The organism is Duganella sp. 1411, assembly GCF_017833525.1.
GTDB lineage: Bacteria > Pseudomonadota > Gammaproteobacteria > Burkholderiales > Burkholderiaceae_D > Rugamonas.
Window position 1 is genome coordinate 1,130,513 of sequence record NZ_JAFICD010000002.1, and the last position, 15,180, is coordinate 1,145,692.

A 15,180-nucleotide genomic window follows, 5' to 3' on the forward strand; every position below is an offset into this window, starting at 1 on the left:
CAATGAACGTCACCCAAGACCTCTCTTTCCTGTCCCTCATCACCAATGCGCACCTGATCGTGCAGCTGATCATGGCGTTGTTGTTCATCATCTCGCTGACCAGCTGGACCTACATCTTCAGCAAACTGTTCGCGGTGCGCTCGGCGCGCCGCATGACGATCGACTTTGAAAAAACCTTCTGGGCCGGCGGCAACCTGCACGCGCTGCACCAGAACGCCGGCAAGGACCGCGCCAACAGCGGCCCGCTGGCGCGCATCTTCGAAGCCGGCATGGGCGAATTCATCAAGAGCAAGGCCGCCTACGCCGCCAGCCGCGACACCGTCGACCACGGCGCCATCCTCGACGGCGCGCGCCGCGCCATGCGCGCCGCCTTCCAGCGCGAGATGGACGTGCTCGAATCGCACCTGGCCTTCCTGGCGTCGGTCGGCTCGGTGTCGCCGTACATCGGCCTGCTGGGCACCGTCTGGGGCATCATGAACGCCTTCCGCGGCCTGGCCAACGTGCAGCAAGCGACCCTGGCCGCCGTCGCGCCGGGCATCGCCGAAGCGCTGATCGCCACCGCCATCGGCCTGTTCGCGGCGATTCCGGCGGTCGTCGCCTACAACCGCTTCTCGCACGACATCGATCGTCTGGCGATCCGCTTCGAAAGTTTCGTCGAAGAGTTCTCCAACATCCTGCAACGCCAATCGCGTTAATCAGACGGAGAGACCAATGGCTTCCTCATTCTCCAGCAGCATGCGCGGCGGCCGCGGCCGCAAGTTCAAGTCCGAGATCAACGTCGTGCCGTACATCGACGTCATGCTGGTTCTGCTGATCATCTTCATGGTCATGCCGTCGGCCAACGACCCGAGCGTCGTCGACCTGCCGAACGCCGAGAAATCGACCAAGCCGCCCAGCGACTACGTGCAGATCGTCATCAAGCCGAACGGCGCGCTGTCGATCGGCGTCAAGGGCAAGGGCGAGGACGCGCCGGAGACGGCGCCCAACCGCGACGCGCTGGTCAAGAAACTGCGCGCGCTGCACAGCGACCATCCCGACTATCCGGTGCTGATCGCCGGCGACAAGGAAAGCAAGTACGACGACGTGATCCAGCTGATCTCGGAAGCGAAGAAGATGGGCATCAACCGGGTCGGCTTGTCCACCAAATAAACAGTGCAGACGATGAAACCCGCAACCGCAGGCGGTCCGTACAAGGTTCCGCGACATAACGAAGGCTGGCGCTCGATCGCGCTGGCCGTGGCGATGCACGCGGTGCTGCTGCTGTTCCTGTGGGTCGGCGTGAGCTGGCAGAACAACGAACCGACCGAAGTGCAGGCCGAGATCTGGGACATGAAGGTGCAGGACGCCGCCCCGGCCGAGCCCACGCCCGAACCCAAGCCGGCGCCCGAACCGGAGCCCGAACCGGCGCCCGTGGTCAAAGCCCCGCCGCCACCGCCGGTGGAGGCGCCGCCGACGCCGAAGGAACCCGACATCGCCCTCGAGCGCCTGAAGGCCAAGAAAAAACTCGAAGAGAAGAAGCTGGCCGAGGCCAAGGAAGCCAAGCTGAAACAGGAAGCCGAGGAGAAGCAGGCCAAACTGGAAGCGAAGAAGCTGGCCGAGAAGAAACTCGCCGAGCAAAAGCTGAAGGAAGAGAAGGAACAGGCCGAGAAAGAGAAGAAGGAACTGGCAGAGAAGGACAAGAAAAAAGCCGCCGCCGAGAAACTGGCCAAGGAAAAAGCCGAGAAAGCCGACAAGGCCGCCAAGGATAAGGCGTTCGCCGCCGAAATGAGCCGCATCACCGGCTCGGCCGCCAAGGGCTCGACCGGCACGGCCGCGCAATCGACCGGCGGCCGGGTCGACGGCGGCTACCAGGCGGCCATCCGCGCCAAGATCAAGAGCAATCTGGTCTACGGCACGGTCGACGACACCTTGAGCGCCACCTACCAGATCACGCAGTTGCCGTCCGGTGAAATCATCGGCGTGCGCAAGACCAAGGGCAGCGGTTCGGCCGCCTACGACAACGCCATCGAAAACGCGATTGCCAAATCGTCACCACTACCCAAGAAGAAAGATGGTACGGTAGAGCGCGAATTTACCGCCGACTTCAACATGAAGGATATGCATTGATATGAAAAAACTGACCCTCCTCTACGCCGGCCTGGCCATCGCCGCCACCATGGGCAGCGCGCAAGCGCAGATGCGCATCGAAATTTCCGGCGTCGGCAGCAACCAGATCCCGGTCGCCGTGGCCGGCTTCGCCAACGAAGGCGTCGCCCCGCAACAGATCTCCGCCATCATCAAGGCCGACCTCGAGCGCAGCGGCGCCTTCAAGGTCATCGACGCCGGCGTCATCAGCGACGTCAACAACATCGACTACAGCGCCTGGAAAGCCAAGGGCGCCGACGCGCTGGTGGTCGGCACCGTCGACGCGCTGGCCGACGGCCGCTACGACGTGCGCTACAAGCTGCTCGACACCGTCAAGCAAGCCAAGATCTCCAACCTGGACAAGGCCGTCACGGCGCAATTTACGCGGCTGTCGGCGCACCTGATCGCCGACGACGTCTACTTCAAGCTGACCGGCATCCGCGGCGCCTTCGCCACCCGCATCTCCTACGTCAAGCAGGAAGGCCGCAACTACCAGCTGCTGGTGGCCGACGCCGACGGCGAAGGCGAGCAACTGGCGCTGCGCTCGAACGAGCCGATCATCTCGCCGTCGTGGTCGCCGGACGGCACCAAGGTCGCCTACGTCTCGTTCGAACAGAAAAAGCCGGTGGTCTACGTGCAAAACCTGATCACCCGCGCGCGCACCGTGGTGGCCAACGAAAAAGGCAGCAACTCGGCGCCGTCGTGGGCGCCGGCCGGCAACAAGCTGGCCGTGGCGCTGTCGAAGGACGGCCACACCCAGGTCTACACGGTCAACGTCGACGGCAGCGGCCTGCGCCGCGTCTCCAACAGCAACGGCATCGACACCGAGCCGCAATGGTCGGCCGACGGCCAGAGCATCTACTTCACCAGCGACCGCAGCGGCGGCCCGCAGATCTACCGCATGGGCGCCGACGGCGGCGAGGCCAAGCGCGTGACCTTCAGCGGCACCTACAACACCAGCCCGCGCATCTCGTCGGACGGCAAGACGCTGGCCTACATCTCTCGCCGCGACGGCAACTTCCAGCTGTACGTGCTGGACCTGGCCAGCGGCCAGGAGCAGCGCCTGTCCGACACCACCAGCGACGAATCGCCGAGCTTCGCCCCCAACGGCAAATACATCATGTACGCGACGCAAGCCGGCGGCCGCAAGTCGCTGGCCGTGGTCTCGGTCGACGGCCGTGTAAAGCAACGCCTGACCACTCAGGCGGGCAACATCAAGGAGCCCACCTGGGGTCCGTTCATGCAGTAAATCCATCTGATCATTACTAGGAGAATCATATGCGCAAAATCAGCAGCTTAGCTTTCGCCGTCACCACCGCCGCCATCCTGTCCGCCTGCTCGACCCCGGTCAAGGTCGCCGAGCCGGCACCGGTCGTTGAGCGTCCGGTCGAAAAAGCCGCGCCGTCGCAGTCGGACACCCGCACCGTCGCCCCGGTTGAAACCAAATCGCTCGATCCGCTGGACGATCCAAAAGGCGTGCTGGCCAACCGCAGCGTCTACTTCGACTTCGACAGCTACGTCGTGCGCGCCGACGGCAAGCCGGTGGTGGAAAACCACTCGGCCTACCTGACCAAGAACAAAGCCCGCTCGATCCTAATCCAAGGCAACACCGACGAACGCGGCGGCTCCGAGTACAACCTGGCGCTGGGCCAGAAGCGCGCCGAAGCCGTGCGCAAGGCCATGACCACCTTGGGCGTGCCGGAATCGCAAATCGAAGCGGTCTCGCTGGGCAAGGAAAAGCCAAAAGCGACCGGTTCGAACGAAGAGGCATGGGCGCAGAACCGTCGTGCTGACATCGTCTACAAGTAATCGAAAGCACTACCCTTTTGCCGGGTCACAGGCATAATACGGGGCGGCGCGCGGTGTTATCCGCGCCCCGCCCCGTTTCCATTTTGATTTGCAGAAAGCGCCCGACATGAAGAAACTCTCCAAATCCGGCCTTGCCGCCGCCCTGCTGGCCGCGCTGACCTGGCTGCCGATGCAAGCGCACGCCGGCCTGTTCGACGACGACGAAGCCCGTAAAGCCCTGCTCGACCTGCGCGCCAAGGTCGAAGCGATGCGCATCGAAATGAACGCGCGCCTGGACACCAAGTCCGACAAGTCGGCCGCGCTGGACATGGTCACGCAAAACGAAAACACGATGCAGGAGCTCAACAAGCTGCGCGGCCAGATCGAAGTGCTGCAAAACGAACTGTCGAACGCGCAAAAGCGCCAGAAGGATTTCTACGTCGACCTCGACACGCGCCTGCGCAAGCTCGAGCCGCGCGAAGTGACCGTGGACGGCAAGGCGGCCCAGGTCGATCCGAGCGAGCAGAAGAACTATGACGCCGCCATGCAGCTGTTCAAGGCGGGCGACTACAAGGCCGCCGGCACCGCGCTGGCCGACTTCGTGCGCCAGTTCCCGTCGTCGGTGTACACGCCCAACGCTCAGTACTGGCTGGGCAACGCCTTCTACGCGCAGCGCGACTGCAAGAGCGCCATTGCGGCCCAGCTGCAGGTGCTGAAGAACTATCCGGACAGCCCTAAGGCGCCGGACGCCATGCTCAACATCGCCAGCTGCCAGACCGAGCTCAAGGACAAGGCCGCCAAGAAGACGCTGCAGGACCTGATCAAGCAGTATCCGGAATCGTCGGCGGCCGTCACGGCCAAGGAACGCCTGGGCGGCAAATAATGTCCTGAGGGCATTTGACAGGTTGACGCCGGACCCCTTATAATCTCGCTTCTTCGGGGGTCGTTAGCTCAGCTGGTAGAGCAGCGGACTTTTAATCCGTTGGTCGCAGGTTCGAATCCCGCACGGCCTACCACCGAAGCCCCTTGGGTCGTTAGCTCAGCTGGTAGAGCAGCGGACTTTTAATCCGTTGGTCGCAGGTTCGAATCCCGCACGGCCTACCAAGATTCATCAAGAAAGCCCACAAATTTCGGTTTGTGGGCTTTTTTGTTTTTGGTCCATTTCAGGTCCAGCACTTCCAGTGCCACCTACGCATACCCATACACGCCTTGCTTGTAGCAAGATTTCCGCGAAATTGCATATAGCGAGAGGCTAAGCTACTATGGATGCCCGGTGGGCAATACTGACTGCCCCCTGTCCAAAAACCTCAATAAGAAGGAAACTGAATTGAGCTCGGAGCTGTCACGAATTAAGGAACGCGCCGCGACGCGCGAAATGGTTAACAAGATTTTCGATAATGCTATCCGCAGCTATTTGGTACATTACTCTTGTCAATCCTTCTATGAAAATGCCACAGGGGGCTCTCTTCGGGTTACGTCAATCGCAGTACGCAATCTAAAGTCAGGGCAAACTAAGTCATGGTCTCTGCACAAATCTGCTGAATTGGCCGGGCAGCTACACAACATTCAAGAAAATATCGACCAGAATGAGTATGCTATGCTCGCAGGGTACTTCGAATTTCTCGAAGCCCACCGCGATGCGACATACATACACTGGAACATGCGCGATGAGAATTTCGGTTTCGCGGCATTAGAACACCGCTTTACCGTTCTGGGTGGCAAACCCTACATACTTAGCGATGACAGAAAATTTGACCTAGCCCGCGAACTGGTTACACTTTATGGCAGAAAATATGCTCCGCATACGTCCCCAAACGGCCGAAAAGGACGGCTCATGAGTATCGTGGAGATAAATGGAATCGCGGATGTGGATGCTCTACAGGGCGCCGAAGAAGCAGAGGCCTACAACCAATCAGAATATCTGCGTCTCCATCGATCTACCCTTCGCAAAGTGGATATTTTTGCGAACATTTTCGACCGTGTGCACGGGAAAGACTTGAAGACGAACGCGACTTTTATGGATATATACGGTGTGCATCCCGTAGCAATTATCGAGGTAGCGAAATCTCACCCAGTAGTCACCAGTATAATTTTCTGCGCCACCTTTGGCGTAGCGCTCCTCAATTACGGGAAAATATTCACTGCGATCAGAGCTCTTTTCGCATGACGCGGACTGGTCGGATCTACGTCGAACTGACCAGCCTGCAGCCTGCCAATTGTCACTACACCCCTTTTTCGTCGAATAACGCGGGCTGGGTTAAGGATTTCCCTGCAACCAAATCGTGTATCCAGTTCACCCAAACCATTACACCGCGACCGTACCTACGTTTAGATGCGTCGGAGATATTGCGGTCGCTTAGCGCAGCAAGAGCCTCCCCTACTTCCACCGCAGAAACGTTGGGGTTCTTGCGCAACAAGTCTCGGGCCACTCGAATTGAAGGCTGCACTAATACCTTTCCCGCCAACCAAGGCTCGATATTGCCGCGTGGAATTTTTTTATCAATAAAGGCTGGACTATTGATGGAATCAATCGTAGCGTATGCGGTATACCGCCACCTCATCAAAAACATGCACTTCGCGAGGCTATTCTCTCCTTGCCAAGCGCAGAGGCAAAGGAGCTCTGCGCATTGCTATATCTGGGGCGCGACGGACTAGCTGGGATACCTCTTAATGAGGTGATTGAGATCCAGCGCAGCGAGGTAGAAAGCAAATCCTGTCAAGAAATTACGCAAGAACTGATGGCCGACGTTTCTCTTGCAGATGAACTGTACGCAGGCCTACGCCTGCTCGAACTCAGTTGCAACTGATCCGAGAGAGATGTCAAGGTGTGCAAGGTGTGCATGCTGCACATTCATATAGAATCGCTTAAATCTTAGGAACGCAATCAATTGAATCTCCATGTCCACGCAGACTATGCCCCACCTCGCTCGTGGGACCAATTCGAAGAACTTTGCGCAGATGTTTTTCAATCGGCATGGCGAGATCCCGCCCTTGTAAGACATGGCCGGGCCGGTCAACGTCAAGACGGGGTGGACATCGTCGGTCGAAATGGGGCACTTTACCCCATTGGGCTTCAATGCAAAAAGCGCTCCAAATGGCCGGTCAGCAAGCTAACCAGTAAGGAAATCGACGCGGAGATCAATGAGGCGCAGAATTTCGAGCCCGCGCTCAAAGCCTTCTATATTCTCACTACGGCACCAGACGATAAGCCTTTGCTCGAGCATGTGAGGAAGATTAATGAACGGCACAAAGCCAAAGGACTCTTCGAAGTCGTGTTGCTGGGCTGGGGCGAGATAGTTCGTCGTGCGACACTTGATCCCAAAGTGGCCGACAAGCATTTTGGGCCGGCTGGGGGCGGGGCTCCCCGCTCCCCGCTTCTGGCCACATGGATAATGTCCCATGGGAAATTGCTCAAGAGTGGGCTAGAACTGGAACTGAGCGTGAAAGAATTGGTTCAAGATCTTCACGATTGGCCGAACGGCCATATTGTGATTCGTCAGCGTGAAAGCGATGACCTACTGGAAAAGCTTCGCTCATTCGAGGGGAAGGTGCTTTCCAACGACAGGCGCCAAGCACGGATCAAACTCCGTGATGAACTGCAAAAGTTCTCTGATGCAGAAAAGTTCGCCGAACAGGGAATTCTATTTATGCTCACCGATCCTGTGGTGTCGGTGATGCTTCTGAAGGTATGGGAAAACGACGCTCCGCTAGCCATCGAAGGATTTCTTAACAATCATATTCGGCCGTGGACACAAAGACGACATGCCAACCATGATCTATATCTTCGAATGTCTCCGCCTGGAGCTCCGGAGGAACGATGCTCAGCGCCTCTTTCAAAAGAAGACCTTGCAGCTATTAACTCCATTAAAAAAATGCGTAGGGAGCGCTTCGGCCACGAGTTGACAACCACGGTTGCCGATTTACCTGATGGAGTGAGAGCTCGAGTGGCTATACCAAGGATTGTCCGAGGAATATTCGAATTTATCAGCGAAGACCACTTAACTTGGGATAGGATTCGCCAGATGCGAGCCACCGAAATTGGCAGCTGGTCCTTCTCTATCGGCTAGGCCTTACAGCCTGTACATACACGGCGACAGTTGGCGAGACAGACACCAAGGGTCTGGTATTTAGGTCGGTACTTTACCCCCATAACAAGAAAGAACAGATGCGATGAGCAGAAACAGTAACTTTTTAAAGAACCAGATGGGCGTAAAGCTCCGCCGTTCGAAGTATTAGATGGTCAAGTCCCCACTCCATTTGTTCCTCCTCCAGCCATTGAATCATCTCAGCCAAATCATCGACAGCGTACTTAGGCGCTTGCGCAGTTTGAAGTATCGATGCTTTTAGATCTTTGGAATAAAAGATTTGAAACTGAAACTCGTGGTTCGCCCACTCCACGTCACGACACGACTGGGTTACGTCACTCACTGCTAAGTGGACGTTTGCATGCCTAAGTAGCCGAACGATATGAATTCTAGGGTCGTCCAATTCAAGCATCTTAGCAACTGTTTTTCTAGTTGCTTTCATATCGATGGCCGTTGCTTCATCTAGTGATGCAAACTCCGCAAGTGCGGCCCTAAGGAAGCGTCTACGCACTGCTAGATCATCTGGAGTGCTTTGTTCCTCACTTTGACGTCCCATACTGCTGCAGAAGTAAAGCACACTTCTCATACGCTCGAGAGTTTCCGGCAACAACTGCAACCGCGACTCAAGTGAAGGATCAATGTGCCGAAGAATTTTCGGCCCAACAAAAGGCTCCAACTTGGTGAGATCAACTATTCGATGTGGCAATTAGATAACCCATATTTAATATTTCGATCTTGACGGGTGGCTCATTAACAAACCCGAGCCCGCCTCCGTCCTCGGGTTCAGAATTTTTAGGTGCTAAGAATTCGAATTTTCGCTGAAGTGCGCAGCGGCGTTGCGGACGCGCAAGCCGCCCCGCCGTAGCTCATCATACGCTCATTCCATATCCATCCTTCGAGGAACAGTCCCATGGAACCGGGCACATCTAATGACGATGAAGTACTCTTCGAGCGCACGATAAAGTCGCTGGAGGCTGAGATCAGCAATGTTGGAGTGCATATGGCATTAGACGCCAGAGCGCGGTCTCTCTACGCCCAAGAGATCAAACGCATGTCGACCAAACTGCGGGCCGACGCAACGTCCCGCAGGATCACGTGGGCTGCCGCAGCCCGTCAGGCGCAAGAGACGCGAAATCTCATCATGGAAATAATCCGGACACGAAGCACTCCAGTCGGTCGAGCATTCGCCGAAAGCATCAAGAAGAACGGGTATTCGCTTAACCAACTTATCGCCCTCAAGACAATCGAGTTGCACGGTGAGCACGCCGTCTTTTCTCGACTATCGAGCGCCAAACAAAACGCGATTTATGCGAGCATAGTCACATCGGCTGGCAAATCGAACGCTTACGTTACGCGTGCAATGACAAGCCTTAGGTATGCGGGGCGTGGCCTGATTTTCCTGGCTCTAGCTTTATCCGCTTACAATATAGCGACCTCCTCAAACAAGGTTACCGCGTTTCAAAAAGAGCTCGCAATCAACAGTGCTAGCATTGCTGGAGGAATTGGGGGCGGCGTACTGGCCGGTTTGGCATGCGGTCCAGCTGCTCCAATCTGCGTTACGATTGGGGCGTTCGCAGGTGGTGCACTTGCTGCATTTGGTACAGGTCATATCTGGTAGGTTGCTCGTGAAATTGCTCCCAGCTCCCGACTACGCCATTCGAGCGATTGCGCCCACGACGCCAGACGCGGCGCCGGCGAGCGAGATCATCGTTGCCGGAATGGCGACCGGCAAAGTCATCGGCGGCGCGGTATTGCGAGCGGCCCTTAAATGGAAAGAGTACGTGCTACTTTTCCTAACCGATGATGTCCCTTTTGAAGACACCCTGAGCATCTATCTAATAGACGCAGACCTCAATGTCTTGGATTGGGCTCGCATGTACTTCATTTACGCAACGGGCATATTTTCGGATCTGGATCTGACACATGACGACACCGTTCGCTTCCGTTTCTTCGCCGGGATGGTCTGGACACTCAAACTGTTGCCCAAGAAGGCGTTTGCACTGCCCATCATCTCAGATCCCAGGGGCGTGAGCCGGCCGTTCGCGTTCTCCCGCATGTTCCAAATTTACCGTGATAACTTGTCCGAAACATTATCAGCAGAAAATGTAGACGCCGGCCGTCGCTCTCACTAGGGTCTATGACTACCCTGGAACGCAACGAGTGTTTCAAACCAATGCCCGCACTGCCGCATCTGGTAGCGAGCACCGCTTGGCTAAACGCCAGCAATAATGCAGACGCCCGCCTCGGCCGGCACACCGCACAAGTCCGCATTACGGAGACGCAGATTTATCTGCCGGCGTCGTCGCACAGGGAAGACGGTTGACGTCCTCAGGAGTGGCCACAATGATCCTGGCGATCCAATACGGACTAAAATTGCATCTTCTTCATGTTCAGGGTTGCGAGCCGATGAAAAAAATTCTGATGGGTGGTGTCCTGCTGGCGTTGCTGTGCGCCGGCGTTCAGGCGCAGGAGTGCAAGAGCCAGGCGGAGTATGCCAAGGCGCGAGAAGTGATCAAGGACCTGGGGCGCATCGTCGCGCCGTCCGGCGTGCAGGAAGCCTACAAGGCCAAAATCGGCGGCATCGACCAATGGATCAACGTGCGCGGGCAAGATAAGAACAATCCTGTGATTCTGTTCGTCCATGGCGGTCCAGCCTCGCCACTGATCCCGACTATCTGGCAGTTCCAGCGTCCTCTGGAAGAATACTTCACCATCGTCAATTACGACCAGCGCGGCGCCGGCAAAACCTTCAATGAAACCGCGCCCGATTCGCTCAGCGACAGCATCCACATTCCACGCTACATCGACGATGCGATCGAAGTCGCCGAGTACATCAAGGCCCGCTACCACAAGGACAAGGTGATCCTGATGGGCCACAGCTGGGGCACGGTGATCGGCATGGGCGCGGCGCTGAAGCGGCCGGACCTGTTCCATGCTTACGTCGGCATCGGCCAGGTGATCAGCACCCAGGAGAATGAACGCATCAGCTTTGACTACGCGGTCGAGCAATCGAAGGCGCACAACAACGAGAAGGCCGTCGCGGAGCTGGCGTCCATCGCGCCGTATCCTGGCGACCAGCCGCTCACCCGAGAGCGTATCATCACGGCACGTATCTGGGCGCAGTATTACGGTGGCTTGAGTGCCTATCGCGACAGTTCGGACTACTTCCATGCCGCGGGCAAGCTGTCGCCGGAGTATAACGACTGCGACGTCCAGGCCATTGACGCCGGCAATATGTTCTCGCTGGGCCGCTTGCTGCCGGAGTTCCTCCGCGTTGATTATCGCAACGTGCGCAGCTTCCCGATCCCGGTCGTGATGTTCATGGGTCGCAACGATTACACCACGCCATCGGCGCCGACCGACCAGTGGCTCAAGCGCGTCAAGGCGCCGTACAAGCGCGGTGTGTGGTTCGAGCATTCGGCCCACATGATCCCATGGGAGCAACCGGGCAAGACGCTGGTCAGCCTGCTGCAGACGGTGCGGCCGCTGGCGACGGCACCGTCCAAACGCAAGTAGCTGTCGCCGGCACACCGGGCGCTCCAGAGACGCATGGTGTTATCTGTTAAACGCGGGTAGTAACAGAAACTTCTGCGCGATGAAATCCATGAACACCCGAACGCGCGCCGGCATGAGGCGATTTGCCGCGTACAGGATATTAATGGGCACCGGCGGCGGCACATGATCGCGAAGGATCAGCCGCAAGCTACCGTCCTTCAATCCCGCCTCGAACAGCCACTGCGGGCCGTAGCCGATGCCAAGACCGGCCAAGACCATCTCACGCGCCGCTTCCGGTGAACTGACACGAATTCTGCCCGACACGGGAACGTCGCCAGTCCGGAAGCGCCAGCTGCCGCCCAATAATAGAAGCGTATAAAGAACGCAGTCGTGGTCGCGCAAATCTTCGGGTTTTTCAGGACAGCCACGTGAGGCGATGTACTGCTCGCTCGCGACGCATACGCGCTCAAATTGTCCGATGCGCCGGGCACGCAAGGTGGTGTCGTCGAGGTGACCTATGCGAACGGCCAGCTCGAAACCTTCCTCCACCAAATTGACGTAGCGATCGTTTATCTGCAAATCAAGCGCTACCTCGCGGTACAGCCCCAAAAACTCCGGCACATGCGGCAGCACGAATGAATGGGCTAAGGTGGTCGGGCAAGCGACGCGTAACAGGCCGGATGGCTCCACGTTGGCGCGAGCCGCCGACTCCGATTCTTTCACCGCGTCCAGGATAACGCGGACCTCCGCATAGTAACGCTCCCCCTCTTGCGTGAGGCTCAGCTTGCGGGTGGATCGATGCAGTAGCCGAATCTGCAGATGTTCCTCCAATGCGGCCACATAGCGGCTGACGTTGGGCTGGCTGAGCCCCAGATCCCGACCGGCCGCGGACAGGCTACCCAGCTCCACCGCCCGCGCGAAACACGTCATCAATAAAAACCGATCCATTTTCTTCATTCATACGTTGAGAGTATGAATTATATGCAAAAACCACGACTTATCATTTTATCCGGATGAGTGCATGCTGACGGCCTTGATGCAGCGAGTCGCGCCGCATCGACAGTCATTCAACGATAAAGGAAATCACATGTCTCGATTACAAGGAAAGCGTACGCTGATCACGGGCGGCACGAGCGGTATCGGTCTTGAAACGGCCAAACAATTTCTGGCGGAAGGCGCGCGGGTTATCGTTACAGGCGTCAATCCCGACTCCATCGACAAGGCGAAAGCTGAACTAGGTTCCGACGTGCTGGTGTTGCGTGCCGACTCGGCCGACATCGCCGCACAAAAGGAGCTGGCGCAAGCGGTGCAGGATCATTACGGCCAGCTCGACGTTGCATTCCTCAACGCCGGGGTTTCGGTCTGGGCACCAATCGACACCTGGACGGAGGAGATGTTCGATCGTTCTTTCGATATCAACGTCAAGGGGCCGTATTTCCTGGTCCAGGCGCTGCTGCCGGTGTTTGCCAACCCCGCTTCCGTGGTGTTGAACACGTCGGTCAGCGCGCACGTGGGCGCCGCCAACTCGTCGGTCTATGCCGCGACCAAGGCTGCGTTCCTGAGCCTGTCCAAAACACTGTCGAGCGAATTGCTCGCGCGCGGCGTGCGATTCAACGCGGTCAGTCCCGGCCCCGTCGACACGCCGCTGTACGACAAGCTCGGCATCCCGGCCGCCTACCGCGATGAGCTTAGCAAGCAAATCGTCGCGGGCATTCCGTCGGGCCGGATGGGTACACCGGAAGAGGTTGCCAAGGCTGTGCTCTACTTCGCCTCCGACGAGTCCAAATGGACCGTGGGCGCTGAAATGATCGTCGATGGCGGTCGCACCCTCAACGGCGAATAGAACATCGCGTCTCGCCGCGTGACTGGATGTGCACATTCACAGCGCATGCTGGAAACACATTTCGGCTGCGGCGAGCGCCGGTTAATCGCGCGTTTGCCTAAGCGTAAAAACTCGCCTATCGAGCGCCAAGCAAAACGCGATATATGCGAGCATAGTGAGACCGTGTCCCCACCGCTGGCTTTATTAGGTAGCGCAAGCTCGTGAGACTACTTCCCACCTCAGAATTCTCGGCGCGGCTGGCGTCGCCCTACACGGATGCGGAGCTAGCTTCGTCCGAACTGCTATTGGACGGCGAGCCTACCGGGCTGACCGTGACCGGCGCCGTGTTGGAAGCGGCTGTGGCGTGGGAAGGCTATCGCATCGCCTTCTTCACCGATGACATCCCCTACGAAGACATGCTGCGGATTTATATGTTCGACGCCGAGATGACGTTGGTCGACGCGGCCGTGCTCGGCGCGATGTATTCGACCGGCACGTTTGACGATCTGACGCTGCAACCGCCGGACGCGCTCACGTTTCGCTTCTTCGGCGACACCGTCTGGCGCGTGGTCCTGCTCCCCGAACAGGAATTTGCCCTGCCCTTGCTTTCCGATCCCGCCGGCGTGAAGCGAAAGCTCAAATTCTTCCGACGCTTCAGGATTGATGGCAAGCCCCAGTCTGAAGGAATCCATCGATCGGACATACCGATGTCACCCCGCCCTGCTGTGCTGCCGTCTGTCGAAAGCGATGCTAAGATGGAAAACATCACCATCACTCTCGGAGGGCATCATGGCTTTGGAACATGCGAAACCCGGTGAAGTCATTGCATTGACACATGCAGGCGAAGACGCCTCGGCCTTTTCCTCGATAGCGCTCGCCAAAACCGAGCAGATCGAATTGATCCGGCTGGTGCTGCCCGCTGGCAAAGAGATGCCGGAGCATCAGGTTAAAGGCGATATCACGTTCCAATGCCTGTCGGGTGAAATTGCTTTTATCGCGGGCGGCCAGCCGACCACGCTGAAGGCTGGCGAAATGTTGTATTTGGAAGGCGGCGCTCCGCACGCGGTGCGGGCCTTGGCCAATTCGGTGGCGTTGCTCACCATCGTGTTGCAGCCCGCGCGCTAACAGATCAGCCCGTGTAGAAATGGTGGACCTGACCCCGGGAAGCTACGCGATTTTCGTAGGGCGGATTAGGCGGAACGCCGTAATCCGCCATCAGCCGTCGGCGGCGCTTGGCGGATTACGCTGCGCTAATCCGCCCTACGTGATTCCGATGACCGCTGGCGTTCAGGTCCGCCGGCGTTTAAGCAGGTAATAGCCGATTCCCACCACCGCCGCGCCGATCGCGGCCTTCTTCGCCACGCCGGCCTTGTTGTACCGCCACTCCGCCGCCATGCCCATTTCGCCGAGCACGTTCGGCACCCTGCCCTGGCGCAGGTCGTCGCCGATGCCTTCGACAACGTCGACCCGGTCGGCCAGCAGCAGCATCAGCCAGTGCCGGATATCGTTCTCGGTCATCTTGAACGCGGCCCGGCGCAACATGCCGCTCAGGCCGCGCGGCGGCGCGCTGGTGCCGTATAGCGGCGTGATGCCGGGGCGTTCGGGCGACACCAGTACCTCCACCGCGCTGTGCTGCTGCTCCGGCGGGCGCAACGGGCCGTCGAGCCGGGGCGGCGTTCGCTCCATCGGCACGCCGGGCCGGTTCGCGCGGTCGAGATCGCTGCCCCAGCCGGCGATCTGCTCGCGCGGCGTCACTCCCCGCCGCGTCGCGACGCCATGCCGCGCGTGTTCGTGCCGGTGTCCGTTCTGACGGCCGGGTACGGCGCCGACATCGTGATTGTTGTCATCGTTATGCATGGCGCCTCC

General features: G+C 58.3%; 17 protein-coding genes and 2 tRNA genes. 16 read left to right on the top strand and 3 right to left on the bottom strand.

What is annotated here, in order from left to right; all coding sequences use genetic code 11:
- Positions 1–2 precede the first annotated feature (2 nt).
- The 10 genes from tolQ (at position 3) to JOD97_RS16700 (ending at position 7,979) form a co-directional block, all read left to right on the top strand.
- Positions 3–695, top strand: coding sequence for a protein TolQ (tolQ, locus tag JOD97_RS16650; RefSeq protein ID WP_209720000.1), 693 nt, complete (start codon positions 3–5; stop codon positions 693–695).
- Between the two features lie 16 nt (positions 696–711).
- Complete coding sequence (locus tag JOD97_RS16655) at positions 712–1,149, top strand: ExbD/TolR family protein (RefSeq protein WP_209720003.1); 438 nt, start codon at positions 712–714, stop codon at positions 1,147–1,149.
- Between the two features lie 12 nt (positions 1,150–1,161).
- A complete protein-coding gene (gene tolA, locus JOD97_RS16660; protein WP_209720006.1) occupies positions 1,162–2,106 on the top strand; it encodes a cell envelope integrity protein TolA in 945 nt (314 codons plus the stop codon).
- Between the two features lies 1 nt (position 2,107).
- Positions 2,108–3,373, top strand: coding sequence for a Tol-Pal system beta propeller repeat protein TolB (tolB, locus tag JOD97_RS16665; RefSeq protein WP_209720009.1), 1,266 nt, complete (start codon positions 2,108–2,110; stop codon positions 3,371–3,373).
- 29 nt (positions 3,374–3,402) lie between these two features.
- Entirely contained in the window at positions 3,403–3,933 is a 531-nt protein-coding gene (gene pal / locus JOD97_RS16670) for a peptidoglycan-associated lipoprotein Pal (protein WP_209720012.1), read from the top strand.
- A 106-nt stretch (positions 3,934–4,039) separates the two neighbouring features.
- The gene (ybgF, locus tag JOD97_RS16675) at positions 4,040–4,795 is read left to right on the top strand and encodes a tol-pal system protein YbgF (RefSeq protein WP_209720015.1); all 756 of its coding nucleotides are present in this window, start codon (positions 4,040–4,042) and stop codon (positions 4,793–4,795) included.
- Between the two features lie 57 nt (positions 4,796–4,852).
- Positions 4,853–4,928: transfer RNA gene (locus tag JOD97_RS16680), tRNA-Lys, on the top strand.
- A gap of 12 nt (positions 4,929–4,940) precedes the next feature.
- Positions 4,941–5,016, top strand: a tRNA-Lys gene (locus JOD97_RS16685).
- A 169-nt stretch (positions 5,017–5,185) separates the two neighbouring features.
- Positions 5,186–6,079 carry a hypothetical protein gene (locus JOD97_RS16690; RefSeq protein ID WP_209720018.1) on the top strand — a complete coding sequence of 298 codons (894 nt, stop codon included), beginning with the start codon at positions 5,186–5,188 and terminating at the stop codon, positions 6,077–6,079.
- Positions 6,080–6,941: 862 nt separating this feature from the next.
- The gene (locus JOD97_RS16700; protein ID WP_209720025.1) at positions 6,942–7,979 is read left to right on the top strand and encodes a hypothetical protein; all 1,038 of its coding nucleotides are present in this window, start codon (positions 6,942–6,944) and stop codon (positions 7,977–7,979) included.
- 124 nt (positions 7,980–8,103) lie between these two features.
- Here the strand turns inward: JOD97_RS16700 and JOD97_RS16705 are convergent, their stop codons facing one another.
- A complete protein-coding gene (locus JOD97_RS16705; protein WP_209720028.1) occupies positions 8,104–8,613 on the bottom strand; it encodes a hypothetical protein in 510 nt (169 codons plus the stop codon).
- A 294-nt stretch (positions 8,614–8,907) separates the two neighbouring features.
- Here JOD97_RS16705 and JOD97_RS16710 point away from each other — a divergent pair, with 294 nt between their 5' ends.
- The 3 genes from JOD97_RS16710 to JOD97_RS16720 all read left to right on the top strand — a co-directional run bounded on the left by JOD97_RS16710 (position 8,908) and on the right by JOD97_RS16720 (position 11,513).
- Positions 8,908–9,615 (top strand): hypothetical protein, encoded by a 708-nt coding sequence (locus tag JOD97_RS16710; protein ID WP_209720031.1) that lies wholly within the window; start codon positions 8,908–8,910, stop codon positions 9,613–9,615.
- A 7-nt stretch (positions 9,616–9,622) separates the two neighbouring features.
- Complete coding sequence (locus JOD97_RS16715) at positions 9,623–10,129, top strand: hypothetical protein (RefSeq protein ID WP_209720034.1); 507 nt, start codon at positions 9,623–9,625, stop codon at positions 10,127–10,129.
- Positions 10,130–10,403: 274 nt separating this feature from the next.
- Positions 10,404–11,513, top strand: coding sequence for an alpha/beta fold hydrolase (locus JOD97_RS16720; protein ID WP_209720036.1), 1,110 nt, complete (start codon positions 10,404–10,406; stop codon positions 11,511–11,513).
- A 39-nt stretch (positions 11,514–11,552) separates the two neighbouring features.
- Here the strand turns inward: JOD97_RS16720 and JOD97_RS16725 are convergent, their stop codons facing one another.
- Positions 11,553–12,440, bottom strand: coding sequence for a LysR family transcriptional regulator (locus JOD97_RS16725; RefSeq protein WP_209720525.1), 888 nt, complete (start codon positions 12,438–12,440; stop codon positions 11,553–11,555).
- A 139-nt stretch (positions 12,441–12,579) separates the two neighbouring features.
- On the opposite strand from JOD97_RS16725, the gene JOD97_RS16730 reads away from it, so the two are divergent.
- The 3 genes from JOD97_RS16730 to JOD97_RS16740 all read left to right on the top strand — a co-directional run bounded on the left by JOD97_RS16730 (position 12,580) and on the right by JOD97_RS16740 (position 14,439).
- Complete coding sequence (locus tag JOD97_RS16730) at positions 12,580–13,335, top strand: SDR family oxidoreductase (RefSeq protein WP_209720528.1); 756 nt, start codon at positions 12,580–12,582, stop codon at positions 13,333–13,335.
- A 200-nt stretch (positions 13,336–13,535) separates the two neighbouring features.
- The gene (locus tag JOD97_RS16735) at positions 13,536–14,132 is read left to right on the top strand and encodes a hypothetical protein (RefSeq protein WP_209720039.1); all 597 of its coding nucleotides are present in this window, start codon (positions 13,536–13,538) and stop codon (positions 14,130–14,132) included.
- The gene (locus JOD97_RS16740; RefSeq protein ID WP_209720042.1) at positions 14,104–14,439 is read left to right on the top strand and encodes a cupin domain-containing protein; all 336 of its coding nucleotides are present in this window, start codon (positions 14,104–14,106) and stop codon (positions 14,437–14,439) included. The genes JOD97_RS16735 and JOD97_RS16740 overlap by 29 nt, the downstream gene beginning before the upstream one ends.
- Before the next feature lie 162 nt (positions 14,440–14,601).
- Here the strand turns inward: JOD97_RS16740 and JOD97_RS16745 are convergent, their stop codons facing one another.
- Complete coding sequence (locus JOD97_RS16745) at positions 14,602–15,171, bottom strand: hypothetical protein (protein ID WP_229264481.1); 570 nt, start codon at positions 15,169–15,171, stop codon at positions 14,602–14,604.
- Positions 15,172–15,180 lie beyond the last annotated feature (9 nt).

What these genes read in the sequence shown, in the direction of transcription:
- JOD97_RS16720 (WP_209720036.1), top strand. Translation starts at nt 10,404, where the DNA reads ATGAAAAAAATTCTGATGGGTGGTGTCCTGCTGGCGTTGCTGTGCGCC.
- JOD97_RS16725 (WP_209720525.1), bottom strand. Translation starts at nt 12,440, where the DNA reads ATGGATCGGTTTTTATTGATGACGTGTTTCGCGCGGGCGGTGGAGCTG.
- tolB (WP_209720009.1), top strand. Translation starts at nt 2,108, where the DNA reads ATGAAAAAACTGACCCTCCTCTACGCCGGCCTGGCCATCGCCGCCACC.
- tolA (WP_209720006.1), top strand. Translation starts at nt 1,162, where the DNA reads ATGAAACCCGCAACCGCAGGCGGTCCGTACAAGGTTCCGCGACATAAC.
- JOD97_RS16740 (WP_209720042.1), top strand. Translation starts at nt 14,104, where the DNA reads ATGGCTTTGGAACATGCGAAACCCGGTGAAGTCATTGCATTGACACAT.
- ybgF (WP_209720015.1), top strand. Translation starts at nt 4,040, where the DNA reads ATGAAGAAACTCTCCAAATCCGGCCTTGCCGCCGCCCTGCTGGCCGCG.
- tolQ (WP_209720000.1), top strand. Translation starts at nt 3, where the DNA reads ATGAACGTCACCCAAGACCTCTCTTTCCTGTCCCTCATCACCAATGCG.
- JOD97_RS16745 (WP_229264481.1), bottom strand. Translation starts at nt 15,171, where the DNA reads ATGCATAACGATGACAACAATCACGATGTCGGCGCCGTACCCGGCCGT.
- JOD97_RS16655 (WP_209720003.1), top strand. Translation starts at nt 712, where the DNA reads ATGGCTTCCTCATTCTCCAGCAGCATGCGCGGCGGCCGCGGCCGCAAG.
- JOD97_RS16710 (WP_209720031.1), top strand. Translation starts at nt 8,908, where the DNA reads ATGGAACCGGGCACATCTAATGACGATGAAGTACTCTTCGAGCGCACG.
- JOD97_RS16730 (WP_209720528.1), top strand. Translation starts at nt 12,580, where the DNA reads ATGTCTCGATTACAAGGAAAGCGTACGCTGATCACGGGCGGCACGAGC.
- pal (WP_209720012.1), top strand. Translation starts at nt 3,403, where the DNA reads ATGCGCAAAATCAGCAGCTTAGCTTTCGCCGTCACCACCGCCGCCATC.